The 13,646-nt window shown below is 71.6% G+C and carries 11 protein-coding genes; 9 read left to right on the forward strand and 2 right to left on the reverse strand.

Annotated features, from left to right (window positions below; genetic code table 11):
* Both ABE438_RS16855 and ABE438_RS16860 read right to left on the reverse strand, forming a co-directional pair.
* Window positions 1-1,542 (reverse strand): GumC family protein (locus ABE438_RS16855; RefSeq protein ID WP_346503819.1); only part of this gene is annotated, 1,542 nt, incomplete at its 3' end.
* A 72-nt stretch (window positions 1,543-1,614) separates the two neighbouring features.
* The gene (locus ABE438_RS16860) at window positions 1,615-2,667 is read right to left on the reverse strand and encodes an endo-1,4-beta-xylanase (RefSeq protein WP_346503820.1); all 1,053 of its coding nucleotides are present in this window, start codon (window positions 2,665-2,667) and stop codon (window positions 1,615-1,617) included.
* Window positions 2,668-2,799: 132 nt separating this feature from the next.
* Here ABE438_RS16860 and ABE438_RS16865 point away from each other — a divergent pair, with 132 nt between their 5' ends.
* The 9 genes from ABE438_RS16865 (at window position 2,800) to ABE438_RS16905 (ending at window position 13,618) form a co-directional block, all read left to right on the forward strand.
* Complete coding sequence (locus ABE438_RS16865) at window positions 2,800-4,044, forward strand: lipopolysaccharide biosynthesis protein (RefSeq protein ID WP_346503821.1); 1,245 nt, start codon at window positions 2,800-2,802, stop codon at window positions 4,042-4,044.
* 58 nt (window positions 4,045-4,102) lie between these two features.
* Window positions 4,103-4,819 (forward strand): ribonuclease PH, encoded by a 717-nt coding sequence (gene rph, locus ABE438_RS16870; RefSeq protein WP_346503822.1) that lies wholly within the window; start codon window positions 4,103-4,105, stop codon window positions 4,817-4,819.
* A 158-nt stretch (window positions 4,820-4,977) separates the two neighbouring features.
* Complete coding sequence (rdgB, locus tag ABE438_RS16875; protein WP_346503823.1) at window positions 4,978-5,649, forward strand: RdgB/HAM1 family non-canonical purine NTP pyrophosphatase; 672 nt, start codon at window positions 4,978-4,980, stop codon at window positions 5,647-5,649.
* Entirely contained in the window at window positions 5,646-6,860 is a 1,215-nt protein-coding gene (gene hemW / locus ABE438_RS16880; protein WP_346503824.1) for a radical SAM family heme chaperone HemW, read from the forward strand. The genes rdgB and hemW overlap by 4 nt, the downstream gene beginning before the upstream one ends.
* Before the next feature lie 178 nt (window positions 6,861-7,038).
* Window positions 7,039-8,262 (forward strand): SMP-30/gluconolactonase/LRE family protein, encoded by a 1,224-nt coding sequence (locus ABE438_RS16885; protein ID WP_346503825.1) that lies wholly within the window; start codon window positions 7,039-7,041, stop codon window positions 8,260-8,262.
* A 209-nt stretch (window positions 8,263-8,471) separates the two neighbouring features.
* Window positions 8,472-11,492 carry a DNA polymerase I gene (gene polA, locus ABE438_RS16890; RefSeq protein WP_346503826.1) on the forward strand — a complete coding sequence of 1,007 codons (3,021 nt, stop codon included), beginning with the start codon at window positions 8,472-8,474 and terminating at the stop codon, window positions 11,490-11,492.
* A 103-nt stretch (window positions 11,493-11,595) separates the two neighbouring features.
* Window positions 11,596-12,765 carry an AI-2E family transporter gene (locus ABE438_RS16895; RefSeq protein ID WP_346503827.1) on the forward strand — a complete coding sequence of 390 codons (1,170 nt, stop codon included), beginning with the start codon at window positions 11,596-11,598 and terminating at the stop codon, window positions 12,763-12,765.
* Window positions 12,766-12,831: 66 nt separating this feature from the next.
* Window positions 12,832-13,194: a DUF883 C-terminal domain-containing protein gene (locus ABE438_RS16900; protein ID WP_346503828.1), complete on the forward strand. Its 363-nt coding sequence runs from the start codon at window positions 12,832-12,834 to the stop codon at window positions 13,192-13,194.
* 4 nt (window positions 13,195-13,198) lie between these two features.
* Complete coding sequence (locus ABE438_RS16905) at window positions 13,199-13,618, forward strand: hypothetical protein (protein WP_346503830.1); 420 nt, start codon at window positions 13,199-13,201, stop codon at window positions 13,616-13,618.
* Window positions 13,619-13,646: the final 28 nt, after the last annotated feature.

The following is a 13,646-nucleotide window of genomic DNA, read 5'->3' on the forward strand; positions in this document are numbered from 1 at the left end:
CACATCGGCAGCGGCGGGAGCAGCGACGGGCGCGGCCGGCATGGGCGGCGTCGCGGCTTCGGCGACCGTGTCTTCGGCCTCGGGCCGCTCTTCGTCGCGCCGGGCGGGGCGGGCGGCGGCGGCGAGGCCGAGGGCCAGCGCGAGCGCCCCGCCGAGCCCGAGCCCGACGACGCCGCCGGCGAGCACGAGGGTGCGCCGCGAGGTACCGGAGCGCTGCAGGGCCGGCATGGCCTGCGAGATCACGCGGGCATTGGTGGTGTCGATGCCGGCAAGCTCGCCGGTCTCGCGGGCGCGGCGCAGGAAGCCCTCATAGACGCTGCGCGAGGATTCGACCTCGCGCTCCAGCTCGCGCAGCTCGACCGAGGCGCGGCTGGCGGCGACCTGTCCGTCGGTGAGGCGGGTGACGCTGCCGGAGAGCTGGCGCTCGGCGTCGCGGGCGCGGTCATAGTCGCTGCGGGCGGCACGCGCGATGCGGGCGAGCTCGTCGGCGATCTGGCGGCGCGCATCGCGGACCTGGGCCTGCGCGGCGGCCAGCGCCGGATGGCGGGCGCCGAGGGACGCCGAGAGATCGGCCTCGCGGCTCAGCGCCGCGCCGAGCTGGGCGCGCAGCGCGGTCATGGTGTTGGAGGCGACCGCCTCCGGGATCGCGCCCGCTTCGAGCGACGAGGCGCGGGTGCGGGTGATCTCGTCGACGCGCGCTTTCGTCTCGGCGACGCGGGCCTGCGCCGCGACGAGCTGGGCATTGCTGAGGCTGAGCTGCTCCTCGCCGACCGGCTTGCCGCCGGCGCCGATCAGCCGGTTGGCCTCCTTGAAGCGCTCGACCTTGTCCTCGGCGCCGCGCAGGCGCCCGCGCAGCTCCTCGAGCCGGCCGGTCAGCGCGTCGGTGGCGCGCCGCGCCGCGGCGTCGCGCACCGCCGCCTGATCCTCGAGATAGGCGTTGGCGAGGGCGTTGGCTATGCGGGCGGACTTGGCGGGATCGCGCGTGGTCACCGCGATGTCGATGACGAAGGTGCGCTCGCCGCGGCGCACCTGCACCGCCTTGTCGAGCTGGGCGAGCGTGTAGAGCCTCGCCTCGCGGGAACGGCCGGCCGCATCGCCGCCGAAGAGCCCGCCGAACAGGCCCGGCCCGCTGTCGCCGCCGAACTCCGGATCGCGGTCGAGCTTCTCCTGCTCGGCCACCCTCGCCTTGATGCTGTCGGATGCGATGACCCGCGCCTGGCTCTCGAGATAGGCGGTGATGGCGCTGGCGTCGCCGCCGAGCGCATTGGGCGCCACCTCGGTCTGGAGCACGCGCAGGTCGCGCGGATCGATCAGCAGTTGCGCCGTCGAGACGTAGCGGGCCGGCAGCAGCAGGCTCGCCCCGGCGGCGAACAGCGCGCCGAGCAGGCCGCAGAGCAGCACCAGCCCCTTGCGGCGCCAGAGCGTGGCGACCAGCCAGGCCGGGTCCGCCAGCAGGGAGAACGGCGGGCCGCCCCCGGCCGGACGCGCTTGCCCGGCCGCGCTGCGGTCGGCCTCATCCGGCACTGTCTCCGTGGTGAACATCGGGCTGGGCTTCACTCTCTGTCGTCGGTTCCGGCGGGCGGCGTCGGCGCCGCATCCGCCACTGGTCCTGTCTCAGCCGCCGCGCCGGTAGCGCGTCAGCACGTCCATCATCGGCTTGGGGCGATAATCGTCGTCGAGCGGCAGCGGCCGCGCCCTGGCGGCGTCCTTGCGCGGGAAGGTCTCGTGGACCCAGCTATGGCGGTCGCTGAGCCCCCAGGTGACGATCGCCTTGGGCGGGCCGGCCGCGACCACGGTCTCCAGATAGTCGGCGACGAGGCGGGCGCAAGCGGCGTCGCGCGCCGCTTCGTCGGGCGGCAGCTTCCAGTCGATCACGTCGAGCTCGGTCACCTCGACCCCGACGCCGAGCGCCGCGAGATCGGCGACGAAGCGGGCGAGCCCGTCGCGATCGAGCGACTTGTCGGCATAGAGATGGGCCTGCATGCCGAGCCCGTGCACGGGAATGCCGGCATCCGTGAGGCGCCGCACCAGGTCGAGCGCGCAGCGCCGGCGCGCCGCGACGATCTCGCCCGGCTCCTCGAAATGGAAGTCGTTGATCACCAGCCGCGCGGCAGGATCGACGCGGGCGGCGGTGCGGAAGGCGATGTCGACATGCTCCGGGCCGAGCAGGCGCTGCCAGAGCGTGTCGCGCCACGGCCCGGCCGCGCGGGGATCGTAGGCGATGACCTCGTTGACCACGTCCCAGCTGGCGATGCGGCCGCGATAGCGGTCGACCACCGTCTCGATATGGCGGACCAGCTCGCGCTCGGCCTCGGCGCGGCCGGTCATCGCCTTGGCCCAGGGCGGCAGTGCCATGCCCCAGAGCAGGGTGTGGCCGCGCAGGGCCTTGCCGTTGGCGGTGGCGAAGTCGACCAGCTCGTCGGCTGCCGCAAAGTCGAAGCGCGCGCGGTCATGGCGCAGCGCCTCCCATTTCAGGGCGTTCATCGGCACGATCACGTCGCAATAGCGCAGCAGCGCGGCGCGAGAGCGCGGATCGCTCCGGAAGGCACCGATCTCGGCGGCCGAGCCGAGCGGCACCGGCGCGCGCGACGCCAGCGCCCCACCGGGCAGGGCTGCGAGCGCGGCCGCCCCGGCGAGCGCCTGCCTGCGGGTCGGGCGCTTCAGCATGGCGCCCCGCGACGGGCGCGGCCCGGCGCAGCGCGGCGTTTAGCCTCGCGAAAGGCGTTCGGGTTATGCAGGCGGTGGCCCGCCCCCCGCGCCATGGGGAACGAGGGCCGGTCTTCCGCCGAAACGGACCGCATGTCGCCCGACCGCGCCACCATCACTGCCTACCTCACCATCCTGAGCGGCTCCGCCGGCCGGCTCGTCATCTCGCTTGTCTACTTCCTCATCGTTGCGAATACGTTGACCCTCGGGGCCTTCGGCATCTTCGCCACGGCATCCGCCACCGGGGTCATCCTCTCGCGGCTGCTGGCCTTCGGCTTCGTCTCGCCGGTCTACCGGGTCGCGACCGTCAAGCCGCGCCTGCTCGGCAGCTATCTCGCCGGCTTCGCCGCGCTCTCGTTCGCCTCGCTGCCGCTGATCGCGCTGGCGGGCTGGGCGGTCTACGCCCTGCTCTTCGCCGGCAAGGTCGCGCCGCTGCCCTTCGCGCTGATCGTGCTGGCCGAGGTGATCGGCTGGCGCCTCGTCGAGCTGGTGGCGATCGTCAACAACGGCATGCGCCGCTTCGGCCGCGCCGCGCAGCTGGTCATCCTCGGCTCGGGCCTGCGCACGCTGGCGGCGATCGGCTTCTGGCTGCACGGGCAGGCGACGCTGGAGAGCTGGGCGCTGGCCTATCTCGGCGCGACGCTGCTCTCGGCGGCGATCGCCCTCCTCGCCTACCTGCCCCGCGTGCGGCTGCGCCTGCGCACCGCGCTCTATCCGCGCCGCATGGCGGATGCGGTGACGGCGGGCGCCGCCGACATCCTGTTCTACGTCCAGGCCGAGCTCGACAAGCTGCTGATGCTGGCGCTCGCGGGCGAGCGCGTCGCCGGACTCTATGCCATCGCCATGCGGGTGATCGACCTCACCGCCATGCCGGTGCGCAGCTTCAACCAGATGTTCGTCCAGAAGATCATGGCCGATCGCGGCATCGCCGCCGGCATCGGCCGGCGCGCGCTGATCGAGATCGCCATCGCCACGGTCTCGGTCGCCGGCCTGGTCGCGATCCTCGTGCTGCTGGCGCTGTTCCCGCGCGCGCTCGGCGGCAATGTCGCGCAGGCCGCCTATCTCTTCCTGCCGATGCTGCTGGTGCCGGCTTTCCGCAACCTCGTCGAATACCATGCCGAGCTGCTCTATGCCCGCGAGCGCACCGGCACGCGCATCCTGCTGCTCTGCGCCATCGCGGCGCTGAAGGCCGGGCTGATGAGCTGGGTGATGGCCCGCCACGGCGCCGACGAGGCCTGGGCGATCTGGATGAACCTGGTCTTCGGGCTGATCTACCTGCTCTCGGCCGCGCTGACCTATCCGCTGCTGCGCCGCGACCGCCGCCGCGCCCGCGCTTGAAGCCGTTCGCCGCAGCGCCTACAAGCCGGCAACTCCAAGGACAGATCGGGACAAGCTCATGAGACCCTCGAAGCGCGCCGCCGACGAGATGCGCAAGGTCACGCTCGAACGCGGCGTGGTCCGGTACGCGGAAGGGTCCTGCATGGTCACCTTCGGCGAGACCAAGGTGCTCTGCGCCGCCTCCGTCGAGGAAAAGGGGCCGCCGTGGCTGCGCGGCACCGGCAAGGGCTGGGTCACCGCGGAATACTCCATGTTGCCGCGCGCCACCCATGAGCGCACCCGCCGCGAGGTCACCTCGGGCAAGCCGTCGGGCCGCACCCAGGAAATCCAGCGCCTGATCGGGCGGTCCTTGCGCGCCGTCGTCGACCTCACCGCGATCGGCGAGCGCCAGATCGTCGTCGACTGCGACGTGCTGCAGGCCGATGGCGGCACCCGCACCGCCTCGATCACCGGCGCCTGGGTCGCGCTGCACGACGCGCTGAAATGGATGGGCGGGCGCGGCCTGCTCAAGGGCGCCAACCCCCTCAAGGACCATGTCGCGGCGATCTCCTGCGGCATCGTCGCCGGCAACCCGGTAATCGATCTCGACTATGTCGAGGATTCCGGCGCGCAGACCGACGCGAATTTCGTCATCACCGGCGCGGGCGGGCTGGTCGAGGTGCAGGGCACCGCCGAGGGCGCGCCCTTCTCCGAGGACGAGCTGATGGCGCTGCTGCGGCTCGCCAAGGCCGGCGTCGCCGATCTGGTGGCGCTGCAGAAGGCGGCGGTGAGCTGAACCTCTCCGTCTTTCCGGGGCTTCGCGCCGCGAAGAGCCTGGAATCCATGAACACGAGGCAAGCGGACAGTCCGCAACGAAGGAATTGCGATGACGAGGCCTGACGACCAGAACCTGTGGTCATGGGTTCCGGGCTCGCTCCTGCGGAGCGCCCCGGAATGACGGCGCGCGAGACCGCCCCCCGCCCCCTGACCGGCAAGGTCGTGATCGCGACCCACAACCAGGGCAAGCTGCGCGAGATGCGCGAGCTGATGGCGCCCTATGGCATCGAGCTGGTCTCGGCCGGCGAGCTCGGCCTGCCCGAGCCGGTCGAGGACGGCTACATGTTCGCCGAGAACGCCGCGATCAAGGCGGTGGCGGCGGCGAACGCCTCCGGCCTGCCGGCGCTTGCCGACGATTCCGGCATCTGCATCGACGCGCTCGACGGCGCGCCCGGCCTGTTCTCGGCGAACTGGGCCGGGCCGGGCAAGGATTTCGCCCCGGCCATGGCCCGCGTGCTGGCCGAGCTCGCCCGGCGCGGCGCCACCACGCCGGAGCGCCGCAAGGCGCATTTCGTCTCGGCGCTGGTGATCGCCTGGCCGGACGGGCATCAGGAGCTGTTCGAGGGCCGCGTCTTCGGCGAGATCCTCGACGCCCCGCGCGGGCTTGCCGGCTTCGGCTACGATCCGCTGTTCCGCCCGGCCGGCCACGACAAGACCTTCGGCGAGATGACCAGCGTCGAGAAGCACGGCATCCCGGCGGACGGCTCGCCCGGCCTGTCGCACCGCGCCCGCGCCTTCCACCTGCTCGCCGCCGCCTGCCTGCGCGCGCCGGACGGATCGCGCGATTGAGCGGCGGGGCCGCCCTCGCCGTGCCGTCGCCCGCGGGCGCGGGCGGGCCTGCGCACCCGACGGCGGGGGCGGGCTTCGCCGTCTATGTGCACTGGCCGTTCTGCCTGGCGAAGTGCCCCTATTGCGACTTCAACTCCCATGTCCGGCACAGCCCGCCGGACCAGGCCCGCTTCGTCGCCGCCTTCCGCCGCGAGATCGCCCAGCGCGCGGCGCTGGCGCCCGGGCGCACAGTCTCCTCGATCTTCTTCGGCGGCGGTACGCCCTCGCTGATGGAGGGGGCGACGGTCGGCGCCATCCTCGACGCCATCGCGGCGCATTGGGCGATCGCGCCCGATTGCGAGGTCTCGCTCGAGGCCAACCCGACCAGTGTCGAGGCCGGCCGCTTCCGCGACTTCCGCGCGGCGGGCGTCAACCGCGTCTCGCTCGGCGTGCAGGCGCTGAACGACGCCGACCTCAAGGCGCTGGGGCGGATGCACAGCGCCGAGGAGGCGCTCGCGGCGGTCGCCATCGCGCGCCGGCATTTCGAGCGCTATTCCTTCGACCTGATCTACGCCCGCGCGCCCGAGCAGACGCCGGCGCTGTGGCGCGCCGAGCTGGAGCTGGCGATCAGCCATGCGGCGGAGCATCTCTCGCTCTACCAGCTCACCATCGAGAGCGGCACCGCCTTCGAGCGACTGTTCCGCGCCGGCAAGCTCGCCATTCCCGATCCCGAGGCCGGCGCCGCCCTCTACGAGGTGACGCAGGAGGTCACGGCGAAGCACGGGCTGCCGGTCTACGAGATCTCGAACCATGCCCGCCCGGGCGCCGAATGCCGGCACAATCTGGTCTACTGGCACTATGGCGAATATGCCGGCGTCGGCCCCGGCGCCCATGGCCGGCTGGTCGGGCCCGACGGTCGCCGGGCCCAGTCGACCGAGAAGAGCCCGGAGGCCTGGCTGGCGCGGATCGAGGCCGGCGGCGACGCGCTGGTCGAGGACGAGCGCCTCTCCGCCGAGGCGCAGGGCGACGAATACCTGCTGATGGGGCTGCGCCTGGTCGAGGGCATCGACCCGGCGGTGTTCGAGGGGCTGGCCGGGCGCAAGCTCAACGGCAACCGCATCGGCGCGCTGGTGGCCGAGGGCTTCCTGCTGCGCCGGCCGGACGGGCGTCTGGCCGCGACGCCGGAAGGCGCCCTGCTGCTCGACGCACTGGTCGCCGATCTCGCCGCCTGAGCCGCGCCGCCGGCAGCAGGCACGAATCCCATTGTTTAACCGATTGAAGCGCGCTGGAAAGGGCTTTGGCGCCCTGCCGCCATGACGCCGCCCGCCGGCCGCTGCCACGCCTCCGCCGCAATCTGCGCCCCCGATGCCCTCGCACGGACGGAACAGTCCGGCGCTCAGGGAGGATAGGATGCAGCAGAGCAGAACCGATCGCTCGCAGCCGGCGCTGTCGCGCCGCCGCGTGTTGCAGGTCGCCGGCACCGGCGCGCTCGCCGCCGCGGCCGGCAGCGCCTTCGCGCAAACCAAGCCCGGCCCGGTCGCCCCGCCGACCACGATCACCACCCCGCCGCGCGACTTCGCGCCGGGCGGGGCGCCGACCACCTATTTCTGGGATCCAGACGTGCTGGCGCTCGACCCATCCTTCGAGGGGCTGGCCCAGCCCAATGCCGCGATCCAGCGGCTGTGGACCGGCGCGCTCTGGGCGGAAGGCCCGGCCTGGAACGCCCAGGGGCGCTACCTGCTGTGGAGCGACATCCCGAACAACCGCCAGATGCGCTGGATCGAGGATGACGGGCATGTCGCGGTCTTCCGCACGCCGACCGGCAACAGCAACGGCAACAGCTTCGACTATCAGGGCCGGCAGCTCTCCTGCGAGCATCTCAACCGCCGCGTGGTGCGCTACGAGCTCGACGGCTCGGTGACGATCCTGGCCGACAAATTCGAGGGCAAGCGGCTGAACTCGCCCAACGACATCGTCGCCCATCCCGACGGCAGCTACTGGTTCACCGATCCGCCCTATGGCGGCCAGCTCTACGAGGGCGCGCCCGACGCCGCCGGCGGGCCGAGCAACGCCGCCGGCAAGCTCAATCCCCGCCTCGGCCAGCCGCCGGAGATCGGCTTCTACAAGCGCGAGCTGCCGACCAACTGCTACCGCATCGACCCGAGCGGGCGCATCGACCTCGTCGTCACCGAGGCGCAGGTGCCCGATCCCAACGGGCTGTGCTTCTCGCCGGACTTCAAGAAGCTCTACATCGCCTCGACCGGAAAGGGACCGGGCGATACCGGCCCCGGCGGCAAGGGCGACATACACGTCTTCGACATCGGCGCCGACAACAAGCTCTCCAATGGCCGGCTGTTCTCGGACTGCATGGTCGACGGGGTGAAATGCGGGCCGGACGGGCTGCGCTGCGACGTGCAGGGCAATCTCTGGTCGGCCTCGAATGCCGGCCGCTCGGTCGGCTACAACGGCGTGCTCTGCTTCAACCCCGAGGGCAAGCTGATCGGCCGCATCCGCCTGCCGGAGGTCTGCGGCAACATCTGCTTCGGCGGCCCGAAGCGCAATCGCCTGTTCATGGCCGCCAGCCAGTCGATCTATGCGGTCTACACCGCGACGCAGGGTGCCGGGCCGGGCTAGCGCCGGCCTGCAATCGCCGAGACCGTCATGGCCGGGCTTGTCCCGACCATCCACGTCTTCATCGGGCAAGGCCGGTTTCAAGACGTGGATGCTCGCCACAAGGGCGAGCATGACGGAGGCGGGCGGCCGCAGCCCTGCTGACAGCTTCTTGCGCCGGCGCGCCTCACAAAGCATGGACCGCCCGCGGGCGCACGCCTATGGTCCCGCCCATGACGAACCCGGCCCCCCCGCTCAAGCCCGGCGACCATCTCTTCCTGGTCGACGGCTCGAACTTCATCTTCCGCGCCTATTTCCAGTCCATCAACCAGGACCGGAAGTACAATGCGCGCTCCGACGGGCTACCGACCGGGGCGGTGCGGCTCTTCGCCACCAAGCTGTTCCAGTTCGTGCGCGAGGGCGTGCTCGGCGTCAGGCCGACCCATCTCGCCATCGTCTTCGACAAGAGCGAGAACTCCTTCCGCAAGGAGATCTACCCGGCCTACAAGGGCAACCGCTCCGACCCGCCGCCGGACCTGATCCCGCAATTCCCGCTGATGCGCGAGGCGGTGCGCGCCTTCGGGCTGATCCCGGTCGAGCAGGACGTCTACGAGGCCGACGACCTGATCGCGACCTATGCCAGGCAGGCGCGGGAGGCCGGCGCCGACGTGCTGATCGTCTCGGCCGACAAGGACCTGATGCAACTGGTGGGGCCGGGGGTCGCCATGTACGACCCCGCCTCCGGCGACGCCAAGAAGGGCGCCGGCTTCCGCGCCGAGCGCCGCATCGGCGAGCCCGAGGTGGTCGACTATTTCGGCGTGACCCCGGACAAGGTCACCGCCGTGCAGGCGCTGGCCGGCGATGCCACCGACAACGTGCCCGGCGCGCCCGGCATCGGCATCAAGACGGCGGCCCAGCTGATCGGCGAGTATGGCGACCTCGAGACGCTGCTGGCGCGGGCCGGCGAGATCAAGCAGCCCAAGCGCCGCGAGACCCTGACCAATCCCGAGATCGTCGAGAAGGTGCGGATCTCGCACAGGCTGGTGACGCTGGTCGACGACGTCGCGGTCGAGACGCCGCTGGCCGACCTCTCGCTGCCGCAGCCCGATCCGGCGCGGCTGATCGCCTTCCTCAAGGCGATGGAGTTCACCACCATCACCAAGCGGGCGGCAGAGACCTACGAGGCCGATGTCGGCGCGATCGACGCCGATCCGACGCTGGCACCGGGCGGCGCGCGCGCCGCCGAGCTGAAGGCGCTCTACGCCGAGCAGGAGGTTGCGGCGCCGTCCGGCACCGCGGCCAGCGCCGCGCCCGCCGCCCCCGAGGGCCCCGCCCCGGCCGAAGGCTGGCTGCGCCCGGCCGACCTCGTCGCCGCGCGAAAGGACGAGGCACTGGCGCTCAAGGTCGACCATGCGGCCTATGCCTGCCTGCGCACCCTGCCCGAGCTGGAGGACTGGATCGCGCAGGCGCGCGAGGCCGGGCTCGTCGCCATCGACACCGAGACGAATTCGCTCGACGCCCAGCAGGCCGACCTCGTCGGCGTCTCGCTGGCGGTGGCGCCGGGCCGGGCCTGCTACATACCGCTGCAGCATCGCGGCGGCGGCGATGGCGGCCTGTTCGACGAGGGCCTTCTGCCCGAGCAGATCCCGCTCGGCGCGGCGCTGGCGGCGCTGAAGCCGCTGCTCGCCGATCCCGGCGTGCTCAAGATCGGCCAGAACCTGAAATACGACCTCGCCGTGCTCGGCCGCCACGGGCTCGACCTCTCGGGCATCGACGACACGATGCTGATCTCCTACGCGCTCGATGCCGGCCAGGGCGGCCACGGCATGGACCGGCTCAGCGAGTTGCATCTCGGCCACAAGCCGATCGCCTATGCCGAGGTCGCCGGCACCGGCAAGAACCAGATCACCTTCGACAAGGTGCCGCTCGACAAGGCGACCGCCTATGCGGCCGAGGACGCCGATGTGACGCTCCGGCTCTGGCGCGTGCTGAAGCCGCGGCTGGCGGCGGAGCGGCGCAGCACGGTCTACGAGACGCTGGAGCGGCCGCTGGTGCCGGTGCTCGCCCGCATGGAGGCGCGCGGCATCGCGATCGACCGGCAGATCCTGTCGCGGCTCTCGGGCGATTTCGCCCAGTCGCTGGCCCGGCTGGAGGCCGAGATCCACGGGCTGGCCGGCGAGCCCTTCACCATCGGCAGCCCCAAGCAGCTCGGCGACATCCTGTTCGGCAAGATGGGCCTGCCCGGCGCCAAGAAGACCGCGACCGGGCAATGGGCGACCGGCGCCGGCGTGCTGGAGGAACTCGCCGAGCAGGGCCACGAATTGCCGGCCCGCATCCTCGACTGGCGCCAGCTCGCCAAGCTGAAATCGACCTATACCGATTCGCTGCCGGGCTATGTGAACCCGCAGACGGGCCGGGTGCACACCTCCTTCGCGCTGGCGGCGACGACGACGGGCCGGCTCTCCTCCTCCGAGCCGAACCTGCAGAACATCCCGATCCGCACCGAGGCCGGCCGCAAGATCCGCACCGCCTTCGTCGCCGAAGCGGGCCACAAGTTGATCTCGGCCGACTACAGCCAGATCGAACTGCGCATCCTCGCCCATATGGCCGACATCCCGCAGCTGCGGCAGGCCTTCGCCGACGGCGTCGACATCCACGCCATGACCGCCTCCGAGATGTTTGGCGTGCCGGTGGCCGGCATGCCGCCCGAGGTGCGCCGCCGCGCCAAGGCGATCAATTTCGGCATCATCTACGGCATCTCGGCCTTCGGCCTCGCCAACCAGCTCGGCATCGGCCGGGAGGAGGCCTCGGCCTATATCCGCAAGTATTTCGAGCGCTTCCCCGGCATCCGCGACTATATGGACGCGATGAAGACCGAGGTGCGGGCCAAGGGCCATGTCGAGACGATCTTCGGCCGCGTCTGCCATTATCCGGCGGTAAACTCGAAGAACCCGTCGGAACGCGCCTTCGTCGAGCGCCAGGCGATCAACGCGCCGATCCAGGGCTCGGCCTCCGACATCATCCGCCGCGCCATGATCCGCATGGAGGGCGCGCTGGCCGAGGCCGGGCTCGAGGCGCGCATGCTGCTCCAGGTCCATGACGAACTGGTCTTCGAGGTGCCGGACGCGCAGGTCGAGGCCTCGCTGCCGGTGATCCGCGCGGTGATGGAGAGCGCGCCGCTGCCGGCGGTGGCGCTCAAGGTGCCGCTGGTGGTCGAGGCGCGCGCCGCCGGCAACTGGGACGAGGCGCACTGAGGCGCGAGACCCGTATGCCCCGGCCGGAACCGCGGCCGGGCCCCGCGCGTTGACCGGCGTTGGCGTGCCCGTGCGGGGCACGCGGGTGCGGGATCGAGCCATCATGCTGAAAGCCACCGCCTGGAGGCCGTTCCCGCGCTACCGGCCGGAGGATGCCGAGCCGGAGGACGCCGCGCCGTCGCGCGAGCTCTCGCCGCAGGAGCACGATCTGGTGCTGCGCTATGCCATCGTCGGCATCTTCGTGATCCTGGCGACGGTGGCGCTCTATCTCACCCGCGTCATCTCGCTGCCCGTCACCGCCGGCGTGATCTTCGGGCTGGTGCTCGGCCCGCCGGTCGATGGGATGGTGCGCCGCGGCGTGCCGCAGCACCTGGCGGCGGCGATCGTGGTGCTCGCCGGCGTCTTCGTGCTGCTGATGCTGGTCGCCACGCTGACCGTGCCGATCGCCGCCTGGAGCGACCAGGTGCCGGCCATGGTCACGGCGCTGAAGCTGCGCCTCGTCAGCGTCCTCAACGTCATGGAGGAGTTCAAGCGCTTCGCCGCCGGGCTGGCCGGCGATGAGGGTGCCAAGATCAGCGTCTCGGACGGCAACCCGCTGGTCACGATCGCGCTGTCCTCGACAACGGTCGCCGGCGGGCTCTTGGTCTTCGTCGCTACCGTCTATTTCTGGCTGGCGACGCGCCGCCATCTCAAGGCGCGGGTGCTGCGGCTGTGCTTCGGGCGCGATGCGCGCCGCTCGGCCGGCAGCTTCTTCGAGGAGATCGAGACCCGCACCGCCCGCTATTTCGGCCTGGTGACGATCATCAATCTCGGCATGGGCCTGATCAGCATGGCGATCGCCTGGTGGGCCGGCCTGCCCTATCCGGTGTTCTGGGGGGCGCTCGCCTTCTTCCTCAACTATCTCGCCTTCATCGGCCCGATCATCGTCACCGTCGCCTTCTTCGCGGCGGGGCTGCTGTCCTCGCCCTCGCTGCTGGTGGCGAGTGCCCCTGCGGCGGCCTATTTCGTCGTCCACCTGATCGAGGGCAATGCGGTGACGCCGGTCTTCGTCGGGCGCCGGCTGACGATCTCGCCCTTCCTGGTGTTCATCTCCTTCATCTTCTGGCTCTGGCTCTGGGGGCCGATCGGTGCGGTTCTGTCCACACCGATCCTGCTCGTCGCCATGGTGGCGCGCGAGGAATTCGTGAAGTACCGTGAGGCGGCCCAGGAGGCGGAGGGCGCCGAGAGCGCGGGCGCGACGACGGCCGGAACCGTTGCGCAGCTGGCGCGTTGAGGTTGCACGCCCCGTCCGGGCAGAACGCCGGACGTTATGATCAAGGTCAAGCGAGGGAGCCGTCCGATGGCCGCATCCACCACCACCGCCAAGCGTCAGGCCGCGTCTTCCGCCCGGCGTGCCAAGGCCGAGGCCGAGCGCACCGTCGAGGACGTCGCCGAGCGCGCCAAGGCCGGCGGACGCCGCGTGCGCGAGGAGGTTGACGAGCTCGAGACCAGCCTGACCCGCGGCGCCGAGGATCTGGCGGCGACCGTCAGCAACAGGCTGCGTGCCGTCGGCGTCGACACCGACAAGATGGCGGACATCGCCCGCGAGCAGGCCAGCGACCTGCAGGACCTGATCGCCCGCGAGATCCAGGAGCGGCCGCTGCGCGCGCTCGGCCTCGCCGCCGCGGTCGGCCTGTTCGTCGGCTTCCTCTCGGCACGCTGACGTCATGCTCGGGGGGCTATCGGCTCTGATCGCGGGCGAGGTCGGCGGCATCGTGCGCCGCAACGTGACCGTGCTCGCGCTCTATCTGCTCGCATTCCTGCTGGTCGCGGCTGCGGTCGGCTACGGGCTGAACGCCCTCCACATCGTGCTGACCTTCCATTACGGCGCCATCGCGGCCAGCCTGTGGATCGGCGGCGGCCTGCTGGTCGCCGCGCTGATCTGCGTGATCGCCGCCGCGGTGGTGAAGAACCGGCGCCAGCCCGTGCCGAAACTCGCCATGGCGGCGGCCGCCGCCCCGGCGGCGGCGCGGCTGGTCGGCAGCGGCAAGATCGGCTGGAAGGCCGGGATCGTCGGCGGCGTCGTCATGCTCGGCCTGATCCTCGGCCGGCAACTCGCGAAAGGCGACGATGCCGACGAGGCCTAGCGCAATCCGGCACGACGCGATGAGCGAG

Source organism: Allobosea sp. TWI1241 (assembly GCF_039673065.1).
In the GTDB taxonomy this organism is placed as follows: Bacteria; Pseudomonadota; Alphaproteobacteria; order Rhizobiales; family Beijerinckiaceae; genus Allobosea.